The following is a 16888-nucleotide window of genomic DNA, read 5'->3' as shown; positions in this document are numbered from 1 at the left end:
GCAAAGAAAAAAGGTTTCAGGCGCCGAGCGCCTCGCGAACGAAATCGAGCCGGTCCTGCCCCCAGAACATCTGGTCGCCGACGAACATGGTCGGCGCGCCGAAAACGCCGCGCTGCACGGCTTCCTGGGTCGCGGCCTTGAGCTGGTCCTTGACGTCCTGCGCGTTGGCCAGCGCCAGCAGCTTGCCGGCATCGAAGCCCGCCTCCTGCAGCACGGCGCCGACCGTCGCAGGATCGTTCAGGTTGCGCGGCTCGACCCACATCGCGTGGAACACGGCGTCGACATAGGCACGAAAGCGCTCGGGCTGATGCATCTGCATGCCGGTGGCCCCGCGCATCAGCAGCAGCGTGTTGATCGGAAAGTCCGGATTCTCCCGGAGCGTCACGCCGTAGCGCCGCGCAAAACGTGCCAGGTCGGTGAACACATACGGCCCCTTCGCGGGGATGGTGGCCGGCGAATGGTTGCCGGTGGACTGGAACACGCCTCCGAGCAGCATCGGCTTCCACACCAGCTCCGCGCCGACGTCGGCACACAGGTGCGGCAGTTGCGTTGCGGCCAGGTAGGAAGCAGGGCTGCCGAAGTCGAAATAGAACTCGACGGATCGCGTCGTCATGAACCTTGTCTCCTCAGAACTTTTCGGACCACGGCCGCAGGTCGAGCTCGTGGGTCCAGGCGTCTCGCGGCTGCGAATGCAGCATCCAGTAGGCATCCGCGATGTGCTCGGGATTGAGGATGCCATCCTGCGCCTTCAGCGCATAGCGGTCGGGAAAGTTGCTGCGGATGAATTCGGTGTCGATCGCGCCATCGATGATCGAATGCGCGACGTGGATACCGCGCGGCCCGAGTTCGCGCGCCATGCTCTGGGCCAGTGCGCGCAAGGCCATCTTCGCGCCCGAGAAGGCGCCGAAGTTGGCCGCGCCCCGCATCGACGCCGTGGCGCCCGTGAAGATGATGGTGCCGCGGTGCGCGCCTTCCGGCAGCTCGCGCGCCACCATGCGCTTTGCCACTTCGCGGCCGTTCAGGAAGCCGGAGAAGCAGGCCATCTCCCAGACCTTGAAGTACTTGCGCGCCGTCTCGGTCAGGATGCTTTCGGGTACGTTGGCGCCGATGTTGAAGACCAGCACCTCGATCGGACCCACGGTAGATTCGATCTGCTCGATCAGCGCGACGACCTCTTCCTCCTTGCGAGCATCGCTGGCGAAGGCATGTGCCTTGCCGCCCTCGGCCTCGATCTGCGCGACCAGCGGCTGCAGCTTGTCGAGGCTGCGCCGCGTGACGCATGTTGCATAGCCTCCGCGTGCGAACCTGCGCGCGATGGCGCCACCGGTCGCATCGCCCGCGCCGACGATCAGCGCTGCCTTGTTGCCTGCCATGGGGTCACTCCTTGAAGTAGACGATCTGGTTGCTGGTTGCCAGGAGCGCGCCCGATTCGCTCCAGAGCTGCGCCGCCTGGTCGAAGTAACCGTTGCGGAACTGCTGTCCGGTCGCGCGACCCAGCAGGTAGCCGGTGCCGATCTCGGCCAGCAGTTTGGCATCGGTGTGGAAATAGGTCGTGATCGACACGGTGCCGATCGGCACTGGCGTCGCCCGGCGCAGCCACACGCGCGGATAGAAAGTGTCGCTCAACGCCGCGAGCGCGGGGAAATCCAGCGGCCTCGGCTCCCAGTCGCGCAGCCACATGCGCGTCTCGCTGTGATCCCCCTTGCCGTCCCAGCGCGTCGGGATCGACCCGATGATGGGGCGCATCTCGTAGCGCTCGAGCCACGCGACCTTGGCCGGGCCGATGCTGAGGCGCTCGACCCGCTCGGGCGACGGCACTTCGGGCATCGGAAGGTCGTTGACGCCCCAGGTCTCGCGCCGCACCGCCGTGACCACCGTGGCTGTGGTCGTGACGTGCGGTTTGCCTTCGGAGCCGGACTGGATCATCTGCACCGTCCAGTGCTGCGTCGAACGATTGGTTCGCACCGGCACAGCCTGCACTTCGAAGGCGCCCGCTTCCAGTGCCGCGGCGTAGTTGCCCGTCAGCGCAATGGGTTCGCCGAGCAGGTCCGGGTGCCGCAGTACCGCCTGCAGCATCACCGCCGCCGTGGTGCCGCCGAAGGGCCCCACCATGTTCCAGTAGTCCGGACTCGTGGCGCCGGTGAAGAGCCCCGCCTGGATGTCGCTGTGTTCCAGCGCGAGGGCCTTGTCGAGGGGATGTGATTTCATGGTCGCAGTGTGCCTCCGTGTCCGTTGCCCATGCAGTCGTGTCGGTGACGCCTGCGCCTGCTCACAAACCCTGAGCCGTTACACGCGCTCGAAGATGCCTGCCGCGCCCTGGCCCATGCCCACGCACATCGTGACCATGCCGTACTTCAGCTTCTTGCGCTGCAGTGCATGGATCACGGTCGCGGACCGGATCGCACCCGTCGCGCCCAGCGGATGGCCCAGTGCGATCGCGCCGCCCATCGGATTGACCTTGGCCGGGTCGAGGCCCAACGTGTTCATCACCGCGATCGACTGCGCCGCGAAGGCTTCGTTGAGCTCGATCCAGTCGATGGCGTCCTGCGTCAGGCCCGCATAGCGCAGTGCGGCGGGGATCGCCTCGATCGGGCCAATGCCCATGATGTGCGGCGGCACGCCCTTGCTGGCGAAGCTCACGAAGCGCGCGAGCGGCTTCAGGTCGTACTGCTTGCAGGCCTTTTCACTTGCGAGGATCAGCGCGCCGGCGCCGTCGGAGGTCTGCGAGCTGTTGCCAGCCGTGACCGAGCCCCGCGCCGCGAACACGGTGCGCAGCTTGGCCAGGCCTTCGATCGACGTGTCGGGGCGCGCGCCTTCGTCCAGGCTCACGGTGCGGGTCTTGACGATCGGCTCGCCGGTCGCGAGATCGGGTGTGCGGTCCGTGACTTCGATCGGCGTGATCTCGTCGGCAAACTCGCCTGCCTGCTGGGCGGCGAGCGCGCGCTGATGCGACTGCAGCGCGAAGGCGTCCTGCGCTTCGCGGCTGACCTTCCACTGCTGCGCGACCTTCTCGGCCGTCAGGCCCATGCCATAGGCAATGCCCACGTCGCCTTCGCGCTCGAAGATCGAGGGCGACAGCGAGGGCGAGTTGCCCATCATCGGCACCATGCTCATGCTCTCGACGCCGGCCGCGATCATCACGTCGGCCTCGCCGACGCGGATGCGGTCCGCCGCCATCTGCACTGCGGAAAGGCCCGAAGCGCAGAAGCGATTGACCGTGATGCCGCCGATGCTGTTGGGCAGGCCCGCGAGCACCGCGCCGATGCGCGCGACATTGAGGCCCTGTTGTGCTTCGGGGATGGCGCAGCCGCAGATGATGTCCTCGATCGACTTCGGGTCCAGCCCCGGCACCGCCGCAAGCGCCGCTTTCAGCGTGGTCGCGAGCAGATCGTCGGGCCGGTAGTTGCGGAAGTAACCGCGGTGCGACTTGCCGATCGGCGTGCGGGTGGCGGAGACGATGTAGGCGTCCTGGATTTGCTTGCTCATGATGTCTGTCCTTAGTTGCGCACTGGCTTGCCGGTCGAGAGCATTCCCATGATTCGCTCTTGCGTCTTGGGATGCACGATGAGCGAGCAGAAGGCCTTGCGCTCGAGCGTCATCAGGTATTCCTCGGTCACGAGCGAACCCGCATCGACGTCGCCGCCGGTGACAACGCCCGCGATCAGGCTCGCGATGTGGAAATCGTGCGCGCTGATGAAGCCGCCGTCACGCATGTTGACCAGTTGACCCTTGATCGTCGCGGCGCCGCTGCGACCTGCGACCTTGAAGGAGCGGCGAAGCGGCGGGCGCCATCCAGCGTCAGCCATCGCCTTGGCCTGCTGCAGCGCGACGTAGAGCAATTCGTCCTTGTTCGGAACGATCACGTCGCTGTCGAGCAGGTAGCCCAGCTTCTTCGACTCCAGCGCACTGGTGCCGACCTTGGCCATCGCCGCGGCGGTGAAGCCCTCGGTCAGGAACGGCAGGAGGTCGGTGCCCGTCGATGCGGCCGCGTTCTCCGCGGCGCGGCGTGCGATGTAGGTCAGCCCGCCCGCACCCGGAATGAGGCCGACGCCGACTTCCACCAGGCCGATGTAGCTTTCCATCGCTGCGACTCGCTTAGCCGAGTGGACCGCGAGCTCGCAGCCACCACCCAGCGCCATGCCGCGCACGGCCGAGACGACCGGCACGCTGGCATAGCGGATCTTGAGCATGACCTTCTGCAGCTCCTCCTCCGCCGCTTCGACCGCACCGATGCCGGCGACCACGAAGGCCGGCAGCATCGCCTGCAGGTCGGCACCGACCGAGAACATCTCGTCGGGCGACCAGATCACCATCGCCTTGTAGTCCTTCTCGGCCAGTTCGACACCGACGGCGAGCGCCTCGGCAACGTCGGGGCTGATGGCGTGCATCTTCGAATGGATGCTCGCGATGAGGACTTCGCCGTCCAGCGTCCAGAGGCGCACGTCGCCCTCGTCCTGGATCGTCGTGCCCGCCTTGTTCGCGTCTGGCGCGTTGGCACCCAGCACGCTCTCGGGGAAGAGCTGGCGCTCGTGCACCGGCAGGCGGCGCGGCGCGACGAAGGTGCTCTTCGACGCACTCCAGGAGCCTTCCGGCGTGTGCACGCCACCGGCTTCGGCCACGGGGCCTTCGAAGACCCACTTCGGCAGTGGCGCGGTCGAGAGCGCCTTGCCGGCATCGATGTCTTCCTGGATCCATTTCGCGACCTGCGTCCAGCCGGCTTCCTGCCACAGCTCGAACGGGCCCTGCTTCATGCCGAAGCCCCAGCGCATCGCGAAGTCGATGTCGCGGGCGCTCTCGGCGATGGTCGCGAGGTGCACGGCGGCGTAGTGGAAGCTGTCGCGCAGGATGGCCCACAGGAACTGGCCCTGCGCGCCTTCGCTCTCGCGCAGCAGCTTCAGGCGTTCGGCTGCGGGCTTCTTGAGCATGCGGCCGTAGACCTCGTCCGCCTTGTCGCCCGAGGGCACGTACTCGCCCTTGACCAGGTCGAAGCGCAGGATGTCGCGCCCGGCCTTCTTGAAGAACCCGGCCTTGGTCTTCTGGCCCAGGTTGCCGAGTTCGAGCAGCTTGGCGAGCACCGCCGGCGTCGCGAAGTTGGGGTAGAACGGATCGCTCTTCTCGTCGAGGTTGTCCTGCAGCGTCTTCACGACATGGGTCAGCGTGTCGAGACCCACCACGTCGGCAGTGCGGAAGGTGCCGGAGCTGGCGCGGCCGAGCTTCTTGCCGGTGAGGTCATCCACCACGTCGGGCGTCAGGCCGAACTTCTCGACTTCCTTCAGCGTGGCCAGCATGCCGGCGATGCCGACCCGGTTGGCGATGAAGTTGGGCGTGTCGAAGGCGCGCACCACGCCCTTGCCGAGCGTGCTGGTGACGAAAGCTTCGAGCTGATCGAGCACTTCGGGCTTCGTGGTCGGCGTGTTGATCAGCTCGACCAGGAACATGTAGCGCGGCGGATTGAAGAAGTGGATGCCGCAGAAGCTCGGCTTGAGCGCCTCGGGCAGTGCCTCGCTGAGCTTGGTGATCGACAGGCCCGAGGTGTTCGAGGCCAGGATCGCGTGCTTCGCGACATGGGGCGCGATCTTCCTGTAGAGATCGAGCTTCCAGTCCATGCGCTCGGCGATCGCCTCGATCACCAGGTCGCATTCGCCGAGCTTCGCGAGGTCGTCCTCGTAGTTGGCCTGCTCGATGAGGCCTGCATCGGCCACGTCGCCCAGCGGCGCGGGCTTGAGCTTCTTGAGGTTGTCGATGGCGCGGCTGACGATGCCGTTCTTCGGGCCTTCCTTCGCAGGCAGGTCGAACAGCACGACCGGCACGCGCACGTTGACGAGATGCGCGGCGATCTGCGCGCCCATCACACCGGCACCGAGCACGGCAACTTTCTTCACTTGAAATCTGGACATAACGGGCCCTAAAAAAGCTCTGACTGACTGATTCAAAAAACACCGTGGAACCGGCTTCGCCGGGCCACCGGTGTTGCCCCCTCGAGGGGGGAGGCGGCTACACGAAGTGAGCAAGCAACGGGGGTGGACTCACGGCACGCGATTCCAGGTCTGCGTGCGCCAGAACGGACCGAGGTAGCCGCGCACTTCGAGTTTCTTGCCGCCGTCGACGGGCGTGAGGCTCGCGCGGTATTCCTTGCCGTTCTCGGGGTCGAGGATCTTTCCGCCTTCCCAGACGTCCTTGCCCTCGGCCTTCTTGCCGCCGCGGATGATCTCCAGGCCGGCAATGGGCTTGCCCTTGCGGTCGTCGGTGCATTCCTCGCACACGGCGTCGGGCTTCGCGTCTTTCCTCAGCGTCTTCTCGATGCGGCCTTGCAGCGCACCACCCGATTCGCTGATCCGGATCTCGGCCTTCGACTCACCGGTCTTGTCGTCGACGCTGCGCCAGAGGCCCACGGGGCTCATCTGCGCCAGCGCCGAGGTGGCGCCGGCTGCCAGCACGATGGCTGCGAGGAGCGCTTTCATGGCATTCAGGCCAGTGCGGCGTCGGTGTTCATCAGCGGCGCCGCGCCGGCACGCGCGGTGCGCATCAGCGTCGCGGTCTCGGGGAACAGCTTGGCGAAGTAGAAGCGCGCGGTCTGCAGCTTGGCCTGGTAGAACGGATCGGCGTTGCCGGCCGCGATCTCGCGCAGCGCGGCCCGCGCCATCAGCGCGAACATGTAGCCGAACACGAAGTGGCCCGCGACGCGCAGGTAGTCCACCGCGGCGGCACCGACTTCATCGGAGTTCTGGAAGCCCTTGAAGCCGATCTCGGTCGTGAACTTCGTGAGTTGGTCGCCCAGGATCGCCACCGGCGTAATGAACTCGCTCATCTTCTCGTTGACGCCTTCTTCCTCCACCAGCTTGCCGACCAGCTTGCCGAACTTCTTCAGCGTCGCGCCGTTGTTGCCCAGCACCTTGCGGCCCAGCAGGTCCAGCGACTGGATCGTGTTGGTGCCTTCGTAGATCATGTTGATGCGGTTGTCGCGCACGAACTGCTCCATGCCCCATTCCTTGATGAAGCCGTGGCCGCCGAAGACCTGCATGCAGGCGTTGGTCGCGATGTGGCCGTTGTCGGTGATGAAGGCCTTCACGATCGGCGTCAGCAGGGCGACGATCTCGCCGGAGTCCTTGCGGACCTTCTCGTCGGGATGGTGGTGCTCCTTGTCGAGCAGCAGCGTGCAGTAGATGGCCAACGCGCGACCGCCTTCGGCGTAGGCCTTGGCGGTCATCAGCATCTTGCGGACGTCGGGGTGCACGATGATCGGATCGGCATCCTTGTCCTTGGCCTTCACGCCGGAGAGCGAGCGCATCTGGATGCGGTCCTTGGCATAGGCCAACGCGTTCTGGAAGGCCACTTCGGTCAGGCCGAGCGACTGGTTGCCGACGCCCAGGCGGGCGGCGTTCATCATCACGAACATGGCCGCAAGACCCTTGTTGGGCTGGCCGACCAGCGTGCCGGTGGCGCCTTCGAGCACCATCTGCGCGGTGGCGTTGCCGTGGATGCCCATCTTGTGTTCGAGGCCTCCGCAGTAGATGCCGTTGCGGCTGCCGAGCGCGCCGTCGGCCTTGACGTTGAACTTCGGCACGACGAACAGGCTGATGCCCTTGCTGCCCTTGGGCGCGTCCGGCAGGCGGGCCAGCACCAGGTGGATGATGTTGGCGGCCATGTCGTGTTCGCCGGCAGAGATGAAGATCTTGTTGCCGGTGAGCTTGTAGGTGCCGTCGGCCTGCGGTTCGGCCTTGGTGCGCAGCAGGCCGAGATCGGTGCCGCAATGGGGTTCGGTCAGGCACATCGTGCCGGTCCATTCGCCGCTCGTGAGCTTCGGCAGGTAGGTCTTCTTCTGTTCTTCGGTGCCGTGGGCCGAGAGGGCCTCGTACGCGCCGTGCGAGAGGCCGGGGTACATCGTCCACGCCTGGTTGGCCGAGTTGAGCATCTCATAGAAGCACTGGTTCACCACGAAGGGCAGGCCCTGCCCGCCGTAGGCCGGGTCGCAGGACAGCGCCGGCCAGCCGCCTTCGACGAACTGTGCATAGGCGTCCTTGAAGCCCTTGGGCGTCTTCACCTCGTGCGTGGTCTTGTCGAGCACGCAGCCTTCTTCGTCACCGTTGATGTTGAGCGGAAAGGTCACTTCGGAAGCGAACTTGCCGCCCTCTTCCAGCACCGCATTGATGGTTTCGGCATCGACTTCCGCATGCTTGGGAAGGGCCCTGAGCTCTTCGGTGACATTCAGCACCTCGTGCATCACAAACTGCATGTCGCGAAGAGGCGGGGTATAGGCGGGCATGTGGAAATCTCCGGGGAAAGAAAAAGGAAGAGAAAAACAGAAAGAGGGTGGCCAGGCAGCGCGATCAGCGCACGGGCTTCAGACGGCGGGACGCCGGAGCGGCGGTCGCGGCGGCAGAGGGCGCGTCCGGCACGGCGCTGCGCGCGAGGATGTTGTCGAACCCGGCGTTGGCGCGAGCCAGCGAGTCGGGCGAGCGCAGGAATCGCGCTTCGTAATGCAGCGCCAGGATGAGAGCGTGGATCTCGAAGGCGATCTGCTTCTCGTCCGCGTCCTCGCGCAGGTGGCCCTCGGCCTTGGCCTGCACGACGGCGCGGTACACGGCGGCGAGCCAGGTGTTGACGGAATCGGCCAGCGCATCGCGCACGGGGCCGGGCCGGTCGTCGAATTCGACCGCGCCGCTGATGTAGATGCAGCCGGAATCGATTTCGGCCGAGGTGCGCTTCATCCAGTTGGCGAACAGGGCGCGCACGCGCGGCAGGCCGCGCTCGGCCTCGAGCGCGGGATAGAAGACTTCCTGCTCGAAGCGCGAGTGATACTCGCGGATCACCGAAATCTGGAGTTCCTCACGCGAGCCGAAATGGGCGAACACGCCCGACTTGCTCATCTGCGTCACTTCGGCGAGCGCGCCGATCGACAGGCCCTCCAGCCCGATCTGGGCTGCGAGGTTCAGCGCCGCATCGATGATGACGGCCTTGGTCTGCTGGCCCTTCTGGGGCGCGCGGGCCGACTTGGCGGAGGCGACGATATCGGGCATCGGGGGACTGTCAGAATAAAAACGAACGATCGTTCTATTTTGCAGGAGTTTCGTGGCTTCCGAAAGACGAAAGACCTGCAGGATTTGCAGGTCTTTCGATGGATCGCCCCGTGGGTGCCTAGTGCAACGCTCCCCATCGCGACACGGCCGGCTCGGCTGTCGCCCACTTCCATCCGTTCTCGCCCCGGCAGGCCGTCATGACGAAGCGGGGCCGTGGCGCGCCAGTCGGCTTGGCATCGATCTCTTCCACGGAAAATGCGGCCTCCTTGCAGGCGGCCAACGGTGTCGAGAACGCACGAACGACCGTGACTTCGCCCTGCTCGTTGCCGTACGGCACCGGATGGCGCACCTCCCACGGCCGACGCTCGCCGACTGCCATTTCGCCCACCAGCACGGCGATGCTGTCCTGCCCTTCGCGACTCCAGTAGCGCAACGCGGTGCTGATCGACGCGTCGACGCCAGCCTGCACACCGATCCCGACAGCGACGCCCACGGCAGGACTGGTGGTCGCAGCGCCCGATGCTGCGCCGGCCACCGCACCGGTGATGCTGCCGACCGCGCCGCAAGCCGACAGCAAGGCCACGGCGACGAGCGCCAGGGCCGGCCTCATTGCAGAGAGCCCCATCGTTCGGTCGCCGGTTCGGCCGACGCCCAGGCCCACTGGCTCCCGCTGCGACAGATGGCCGCCACATAGAACTGGCCGGGCGTCAGCGCGTCGCCACCGCTGCGCTCCACCGAGATGACGATCTCCTTGCAGTGGAGTTCGCCGGAACTGATGACGCGGCTGACCGTCACCCGGCCGGATTCGTCGGGCTCCAGCGGAAGCGACAGCGCGGTCTTCCAAGGCTTGACCTGGCCGACCTTGAGCGGGCCGGCGACCTGCGCGATCTGCGCCTGTGCCTCCGCGTGGACCTTTCGCTCGTGGTACTGCACGCCGGCACGGGCAATGGCCTGGACGCCGATACCGATGCCGGTGGCGATCCCGGCGTTGTCGGTGATGGCACCGGCGATCGCGCCACCCGCGATGCCGGCGCCGGCCGAGGCGCTTTCGGCGAGCAGTGAGCCGCAGCCGCTCAATGCCAGCGTGGAGGCGGCCAGCAAGCAGCCCCCCAACCAATTCTTCATGTGGCGGCCGACCCGAAACCGAAGGCGAGCAGCCCCACCGCGACGAGGCGTTTGAAGTTGGACATTGGCGTGACCCCCTGAAATGCAAGAACTGAATTCCGCCCCGCGCCAATGACAACTGCCAGGCGCAGGGCTATCCAAGTCTCGGCGAGCGAGAGGGGCAACTTGTCTGGATATGGGACGGATTTGTCTTGTCTTGTGCAAGCAAACGCCCATAGGGCGAGGCACGCGGCGCCTGGCCGCGTGCCCGGATCAGAGCTTGAAGGGAACGACTTCCTGCCGCTGTTCGCCCAGCCCTTCGATGCCGAGCGTCATCACGTCGCCCTTCTTCAGGAAGACAGGCGGCTTCATGCCCATGCCCACGCCGGGCGGCGTGCCGGTGGTGATGATGTCGCCGGGCTCCAGCGTGTTGAGCTGACTCACGTAGCTCACCAGCTTGGCGACGTTGAAGATCATGGTCCTGGTGTTGCCGGTCTGCACGCGCTTGCCGTTGAGGTCCAGCCACATCGCGAGCTTCTGGGGATTGGGCACCTCGTCGCGCGTGACCAGCCACGGGCCGATCGGGCCGAAGGTGTCGAAGCCCTTGCCCTTGTCCCAGGTGAGGCCGCGTTCGAGCTGCCACTCGCGCTCGCTCACGTCGTTGATGGTGCAGTAGCCCGCCACGTAGTTGAGCGCATCCTTTTGCGAAACGTAGCGTGCGCGGGTGCCGATCACCACGCCCAGTTCGACTTCCCAGTCGCCCTTGACCGAGCCCTTGGGCAGCATCACGGAGTCGTTCGGTCCCTGGATACAGCTGATCGCCTTGGTGAAGACCACCGGCTCTTTCGGAATTGGCATGCCGGATTCGGCCGCATGGTCCGCGTAGTTGAGACCGATAGCGATGAATTTGCCGACGCTCGCCACCGGGCAGCCATAGCGCGGCTTTCCGCGGACCAGCGGCAACTTGTCGACCTTGAGCTTGCGCAGCTTGGCGAGCGCGGCGTCGCCCAGTTGATCCGGGCCGATGTCCTTGACCACCGCGCTCAGGTCGCGGAGCTGGCCGTTGTCGTCGACGAGGCCCGGCTTCTCCTTGCCGGGGTTGCCATAGCGAACGAGTTTCATGTTGTCCTTTCTTGTGTGATCAATAGGTCGAGCGGCCGCCGGAGAGATCGAACACGGCGCCGGTGGAGAACGAGCAATCCTCGGTGCAAAGCCAGGCGACCATCGCAGCGATCTCCTCCACCTTGCCGAAGCGGCCCATCGGGATCTTCGAGAGCATGAACGCAATGTGGTCCGGTGTCATCTGGTCGAAGATCGCGGTCTTCACTGCTGCAGGCGTCACGCAGTTGACGCGGATGCCGGTGTCGGCCAGTTCCTTGCCGAGCGACTTGGTGAGCGCGATGAGGCCGGCCTTGCTCGCGCTGTAGGCGCTGGCATTGGGATTGCCGTCCTTGCCCGCGACCGAGGCGATGTTGACGATGCGGCCGTAGCCCTGCGTGCGCATCTGCGCCACGACTTCCCGGCAGCAGATGAAAGGGCCGGTGAGATTGACGTCAATGACCTGCCGCCATGCGTCCACTGGATAGTCCCAGAGCTTGGTGTTGGGTCCGGTGATGCCGGCGCTGTTGATCAGCGCATCGATCCTTCCCGCCTGCGCGAGCGTGGCGGCTACAGCCTTTGCGACCGAAGGCTGCTGCGTCACGTCGACATTGAGCGAAAACGCCTTCGCGCCGAGCGACCACGCGGCCTTGGTGGCGGCTTCGCCGTCGCGGTCCCAGATCGTCACGCTGCCGCCGGAGGCCAGCAATCGCTGCGCGATGCCGTAGCCGAGTCCCGTCGCGCCGCCGGTCACGATGGCATGCCGGCCCGCGAAATCGAGCTGGTTCATATCGTGATGCCGCCGTCGACCGTGAAAGCCTGCCCCGTGGCGAACACCGATTCGTCGCTCGCCAGGAACACGACCACCGGCGCAATCTCCTCGGCCTTGGCGAGACGGCCCATCGGCTGGCGCGCGATGAAGGCCTTGCGCGCTTCTTCCGGATCCGCATTGGCATTGATGCGATCACCGAGCGACGGCGTATCGACCGTACCGGGGCACACCGCGTTGCAGCGAATGCCCTTGGTCACGTAGTCGGCGGCCACGCTCTTCGTGAGACCGAGCACCGCCGCCTTGGTCGTGCCGTACACGAAGCGATTCGGCAGCCCCTTCATGCTGGAGCACACGCTCGCCATGTTGATGATGCTGCCGCGTCCGGCGGCGAGCATGCCCGGCAGGACAGCCTGGATGGTCCAGAACTGCGCCCGCACGTTGAGGTGGAAAGCAAATTCGAGATCGGCATCGGTGGCATCCAGCGCCGTGCCGTTGTGCACCACGCCCGCGCAGTTGAACAGCACGTCGAGCGCGGGCAGTGTCTTTACGAATGCGTCGATGGCGGCCTTGTCCAGTACATCGAGCCTGGCCGTCTTGATGTTGGCCACGCCCGCATAGCGCTCCAGCAGTTTCTCGTTGACGTCGGTGGCCCACACCTGTGCGCCCTCCGCAGCGAGTGCGAGCGCGCTCGCATGGCCTATGCCTTGCCCGGCCGCGGTCACGAGCGCGGTCTTGCCCTGGAGTCTCATGGGGATGTCCTCGTTGAAGCCTTGTCGGATGGTCGCGCCGGCGTGGTCCGCAGCGTTCAGGGTTTCGCCGGATGGCTGCCGCACAGTGCCGATCGTATTCTGAATTGGCCTGACCACTTGTCCAATTCAGGACAACCCTTAAGACCCATTCACGCCGCGTCTCCCACGTGCCGCTACAGACCGTCGAGCCCCGTCGCCTCTATCGCCAGATCGCCGATCAGCTTCGCGCGCTGATCGCGGGTGGGGAGTTCGCAGTCGGCGCGCGGCTGCCGGCCGAGCGCGATCTGTCGAAGCAGCTTGGCGTGAGCCGGCCATCCGTGCGCGAAGCACTGATTGCGCTGGAGGTCGAGGGCTGGGTCGAAGTTCGGACGGGATCCGGCGTGTATGTGATCGATCGGTCTCACCGCGTGGCGGAGCCTGTCGAAGGGTCCGAGTGGGGACCGCTCGAACTGATCCGTGCGCGCCGCGTGGTCGAAGGCGAAACCGCGGCACTGGCCGCGACGATGGGCAAGCGCAAGGACGTCGACGCCATGAGCCGCGCGATCGAGACCATGCGCGAAATGGCCGACCGCAACGTGATGCCGCTCGAAGGCGACAGGGCCTTCCACCTGGCGATCGTCGACGCCTGCGGCAACGTCGTGCTGTCCGAGACCGTGCAGGGCTTCTGGGATTCGCGCAAGGGTCCGATCTTCACGCGGCTCGGCGGCTATTTCGAGACAGTGAAGTCGTGGCGATCGGCCATCGCCGAGCACGAGGCGATCCGGGACGCCATCGCCGCACGCGATGCGGACGGCGCGCGCAAGGCGATGCACGAGCACATGGACAAGTCGCACCAGAGATTCAGCGCGAGCTGGCGCCGCGCGAAGGTTTCCTGATCCGCCAGCAGTGTTCTCTTTCCAACCCACAACGGAGACAACCGATGACCAGCAAACGTTTCGCCATCAAGACCATCGCAGCGTGCGCCATCGCGGCCAGCACGCTCGGCGCCTTCGGCATCGCGCAGGCCCAGACGAAACTCAAGTGGGCGCACGTCTACGAGACCTCCGAGCCCTTTCACAAGTACTCGGTGTGGGCCAGCGAAGAGATCAAGAAGCGCACCAACGGCAAGTACGAGATCCAGGTGTTCCCGGCGTCGAGCCTGGGCAAGGAATCGGACATCAACCAGGGCCTGACGCTGGGCACGGTGGACATCATCCTCACCGGCGCGAGCTTCGCGGCCAACACCTACAAGCCGCTGGCCGTCACCTACTTTCCCTTCATCTTCCGTGACTCCGAGCATCTGCTGAAGTACGCCAAGAGCGATGTCTTCGCCGAACTGGCCAAGGGCTACGACGAGAAGAGCGGCAACCACATCACCGCGCTCAACTACTACGGCGCACGCAACGTGACCTCCTCGGCGGCCAGGCCGGTCGCCAAGCCCGAAGACATGAAGGGCCTGAAGATCCGCGTGCCTGATGCGCCGGCCTACCTGGCCTTCCCGAAGTCGCTGGGCGCCAACCCGACACCGATCGCGTTCGCAGAGGTCTATCTCGCACTGCAGAACGGCACGGTCGATGCCCAGGAGAACCCGCTGCCGACCATCGAAGCGAAGAAGTTCTATGAAGTGCAGAAGAACATCTCGCTCACCGGCCACATCGTCGATTCGTTGCTCACGGTCGTCTCGGGCCAGGTGTGGCAGAAGCTCACCCCGGACGAAAAGAAGATATTCACCGAGGTGATGCAGGAGGCCGCCGAGAAGAGCGGCCGCGAAATCATCGCCTCCGAAGTGCGCCTGACCGAAGAGTTCAAGAAGAAGGGCAACAACGTGATCACGGTCGACAAGAACGCGTTCCGCGAGGCGGTGCTCAAGAACACGAAGCCGACGGATCAGGGCTACCGCCAGGAGGACTACGACCGCATCCTGGGGATCAAGTGACCACCCCCGTTTCTTGCTCACTTCGTGTAGCCGAATCCCCCCTCGAGGGGGCAACACCTGCGGCCCGGCGGAGCCGGTTCCGCGGTGTTTCCCGAATGAGCCGCGCAGTGCCTGCGGGCTGATCAAGGAGATCTGCTTGACTGAACAAAAGATCATTGACGACGAAGGGCACTTCCATGCGGAAGATGAAGCCGTCGATCTTTCCGACACCATTGCCGAAGGGTGGATGGCGCTCGCGCTTTTCTGGCTGCTTGGCTTGACCGTCTTCTACCAGTTCATCACGCGTTACGTGATGAACGACTCCGCGGCGTGGACGGAGGAAGTGGCGCGCTACATGCTCATCGGAGTGGTGTTCATCGGCGCTGCGATCGGGGTGGCGAAGAACAACCAGATCCAGGTGGATTTCTTCTATCGCCACATTCCGCCGGCGATGGGCCGCTGGATGTCGAAGGCGGTGGACGTGATCCGCATCCTCTTCTTCATTGCGGCTGTCGTCATGACGGTGCAGATGATGATGAAGATCGGCAACCAGACGCGCATGACCATCGTCGACCTGCCGATGAACATCGTCTACGGGCTGTGCCTCTTCGGCTTCGCCGCGATGACGTGGCGTTCGGTGCAGACCGCGCGCATCCACTGGCGACGCGGCTACAGCGTGTTGGAGCGCCCCGAATCCACCCTGGCCGATCACTGACGAACGGAAACCCACGCCCATGCTGAAAATCTTCTTCCTGATCTTCATGGCGGGCGGCATTCCGGTCGCCATCGCGATGGCGGGTGCGTCGCTGACGTACATCCTGCTGTCGAGCAACCTGCCGCCCTTCGTCGTGATCCACCGCATGGTGAGCGGCATCGACAGCTTTCCGCTGCTGGCGGTGCCCTTCTTCATCCTGGCCGGCAACCTGATGAACAACGCCGGCATCACGACGCGCATCTACAACTTCGCGCTCGCGCTGGTGGGCTGGATGAAGGGCGGGCTCGGCCACGTCAACGTGCTCGGCTCGGTGATCTTTGCCGGCATGAGTGGCACTGCCATCGCCGATGCCGCAGGCCTGGGCACCATCGAGATCAAGGCGATGAAGGAGCACGGCTACGAGACCGAATTCGCCGTCGGCGTCACGGCCGCATCGGCCACGCTCGGGCCGATCATTCCGCCGAGCTTGCCCTTCGTGATCTACGGGATGATGGCCAACGTGTCGGTCGGCGCCCTCTTCCTGGCGGGCATCCTGCCGGGCGCGATGATGGCCATCCTGATGATGCTCACGGTCGCCTACTACGCGCACAAGAACAAGTGGGGCGGCGACGTCAAGTTCTCGAGCACGCGGCTGTTCAAGGCGCTGAGCGAGCTGGCGGTGGTCATCGGATGGCCGCTGCTGCTGTGGGTCGCGATCGACAAGCTCGGCGCGCCGCCGCAGATGACGGTGTTCGCCGGCCTCGCGGCGCTCTTCGTGCTGGACAGAATCTTCACCTTCGAGGCGCTGCTGCCGATCATGACGCCCGTGCTGCTGATCGGCGGCATGACGACCGGGCTCTTCACGCCGACCGAAGGCGCGATCGCCGCCTGCGTGTGGGCCATGATCCTCGGCTTCGCGTGGTACCGCACGCTGTCGTGGAAGATGTTCGTGAAGGTTTGCCTGGACACGATCGAGACCACGTCCACCGTGCTCTTCATCGTCGCCGCCGCCTCGATCTTCGGATGGATGCTGACGGCCACCGGCGTCACGGCGGACATTGCCGCCTGGGTGCTCGGCTTCACGGACCAGGCCTGGGTCTTCCTGCTGCTGGCCAACCTGCTGATGCTGTTCGTCGGCTGCTTCCTGGAGCCGACCGCCGCCATCACGATCCTGGTGCCGATCCTGTTGCCGATCGCGACGCACCTGGGCATCGATCCGATCCACTTCGGATTGGTGATGGTGCTGAACCTCATGATCGGCTTGCTGCATCCGCCGATGGGCATGGTGCTGTTCGTGCTCGCACGGGTGGCGGGACTGAGCTTCGAGCGCACGACGATGGCGATCCTGCCGTGGCTGGTGCCCTTGCTGGTGAGCCTGGCCATCATTACCTACATGCCGTCACTGGTACTGTGGCTGCCGAAAATGTTCTTCTAGAACGCCCCCAGGCTGCGCGCACTGCGTGTCGCTTCGCCAACCCCCTCGCGGGGGCGCAGCTAGCGGCCCGGCGGAGCCGGTTCCGCGGCGGCCTTGAACTTGCACTGCGATTGAATGACCCCGAG

17 protein-coding genes are annotated in these 16888 nt (G+C 65.3%); 4 read left to right on the top strand and 13 right to left on the bottom strand.

Annotated elements, in window-relative coordinates:
- Positions 1-16: 16 nt before the first annotated feature.
- From AC1D3B_RS09840 to AC1D3B_RS09780, 13 genes are all read right to left on the bottom strand, one after another.
- Positions 17-613: a 2-hydroxychromene-2-carboxylate isomerase gene (locus AC1D3B_RS09840; protein ID WP_478190480.1), complete on the bottom strand. Its 597-nt coding sequence runs from the start codon at positions 611-613 to the stop codon at positions 17-19.
- A gap of 13 nt (positions 614-626) precedes the next feature.
- Positions 627-1373: an SDR family oxidoreductase gene (locus AC1D3B_RS09835; protein ID WP_478190479.1), complete on the bottom strand. Its 747-nt coding sequence runs from the start codon at positions 1371-1373 to the stop codon at positions 627-629.
- A gap of 4 nt (positions 1374-1377) precedes the next feature.
- Positions 1378-2208, bottom strand: coding sequence for an acyl-CoA thioesterase (locus tag AC1D3B_RS09830; protein ID WP_478190478.1), 831 nt, complete (start codon positions 2206-2208; stop codon positions 1378-1380).
- Positions 2209-2286: 78 nt separating this feature from the next.
- Positions 2287-3486, bottom strand: a complete 1200-nt coding sequence (locus tag AC1D3B_RS09825) for an acetyl-CoA C-acyltransferase (RefSeq protein WP_478190477.1) — start codon at positions 3484-3486, stop codon at positions 2287-2289.
- 11 nt (positions 3487-3497) lie between these two features.
- Positions 3498-5897 carry a 3-hydroxyacyl-CoA dehydrogenase/enoyl-CoA hydratase family protein gene (locus tag AC1D3B_RS09820; protein WP_478190476.1) on the bottom strand — a complete coding sequence of 800 codons (2400 nt, stop codon included), beginning with the start codon at positions 5895-5897 and terminating at the stop codon, positions 3498-3500.
- A 129-nt stretch (positions 5898-6026) separates the two neighbouring features.
- Positions 6027-6461 carry a DUF2147 domain-containing protein gene (locus AC1D3B_RS09815; protein WP_478190475.1) on the bottom strand — a complete coding sequence of 145 codons (435 nt, stop codon included), beginning with the start codon at positions 6459-6461 and terminating at the stop codon, positions 6027-6029.
- Positions 6462-6466: 5 nt separating this feature from the next.
- Positions 6467-8263, bottom strand: coding sequence for an acyl-CoA dehydrogenase C-terminal domain-containing protein (locus AC1D3B_RS09810; protein WP_478190474.1), 1797 nt, complete (start codon positions 8261-8263; stop codon positions 6467-6469).
- 64 nt (positions 8264-8327) lie between these two features.
- Positions 8328-9017, bottom strand: a complete 690-nt coding sequence (locus tag AC1D3B_RS09805) for a TetR/AcrR family transcriptional regulator (RefSeq protein ID WP_478190473.1) — start codon at positions 9015-9017, stop codon at positions 8328-8330.
- 118 nt (positions 9018-9135) lie between these two features.
- Entirely contained in the window at positions 9136-9642 is a 507-nt protein-coding gene (locus AC1D3B_RS09800) for a hypothetical protein (protein WP_478190472.1), read from the bottom strand.
- The gene (locus AC1D3B_RS09795) at positions 9624-10142 is read right to left on the bottom strand and encodes a hypothetical protein (RefSeq protein WP_478190471.1); all 519 of its coding nucleotides are present in this window, start codon (positions 10140-10142) and stop codon (positions 9624-9626) included. The genes AC1D3B_RS09800 and AC1D3B_RS09795 overlap by 19 nt, the downstream gene beginning before the upstream one ends.
- A gap of 252 nt (positions 10143-10394) precedes the next feature.
- Positions 10395-11243 carry a fumarylacetoacetate hydrolase family protein gene (locus AC1D3B_RS09790; protein WP_478190470.1) on the bottom strand — a complete coding sequence of 283 codons (849 nt, stop codon included), beginning with the start codon at positions 11241-11243 and terminating at the stop codon, positions 10395-10397.
- A 19-nt stretch (positions 11244-11262) separates the two neighbouring features.
- The gene (locus AC1D3B_RS09785; protein ID WP_478190469.1) at positions 11263-12009 is read right to left on the bottom strand and encodes an SDR family NAD(P)-dependent oxidoreductase; all 747 of its coding nucleotides are present in this window, start codon (positions 12007-12009) and stop codon (positions 11263-11265) included.
- Positions 12006-12740, bottom strand: coding sequence for an SDR family oxidoreductase (locus AC1D3B_RS09780; RefSeq protein ID WP_478190468.1), 735 nt, complete (start codon positions 12738-12740; stop codon positions 12006-12008). Before AC1D3B_RS09780 ends, AC1D3B_RS09785 begins: the two co-directional genes overlap by 4 nt.
- A 167-nt stretch (positions 12741-12907) precedes the next feature.
- Here AC1D3B_RS09780 and AC1D3B_RS09775 point away from each other — a divergent pair, with 167 nt between their 5' ends.
- From AC1D3B_RS09775 to AC1D3B_RS09760, 4 genes are all read left to right on the top strand, one after another.
- The gene (locus AC1D3B_RS09775; RefSeq protein WP_478190467.1) at positions 12908-13615 is read left to right on the top strand and encodes a FadR/GntR family transcriptional regulator; all 708 of its coding nucleotides are present in this window, start codon (positions 12908-12910) and stop codon (positions 13613-13615) included.
- A 44-nt stretch (positions 13616-13659) separates the two neighbouring features.
- Positions 13660-14655 (top strand): sialic acid TRAP transporter substrate-binding protein SiaP, encoded by a 996-nt coding sequence (locus tag AC1D3B_RS09770; RefSeq protein ID WP_478190466.1) that lies wholly within the window; start codon positions 13660-13662, stop codon positions 14653-14655.
- A gap of 136 nt (positions 14656-14791) precedes the next feature.
- Complete coding sequence (locus tag AC1D3B_RS09765) at positions 14792-15349, top strand: TRAP transporter small permease (protein WP_478190465.1); 558 nt, start codon at positions 14792-14794, stop codon at positions 15347-15349.
- Between the two features lie 19 nt (positions 15350-15368).
- A complete protein-coding gene (locus tag AC1D3B_RS09760; RefSeq protein WP_478190464.1) occupies positions 15369-16763 on the top strand; it encodes a TRAP transporter large permease in 1395 nt (464 codons plus the stop codon).
- Positions 16764-16888: the final 125 nt, after the last annotated feature.

The sequence above is a fragment of the Variovorax sp. P5_A3 genome, from assembly GCF_056400665.1.
Note: the sequence above shows the minus strand (reverse complement) of the source record. Positions and strands in the feature narration are given on the sequence as shown.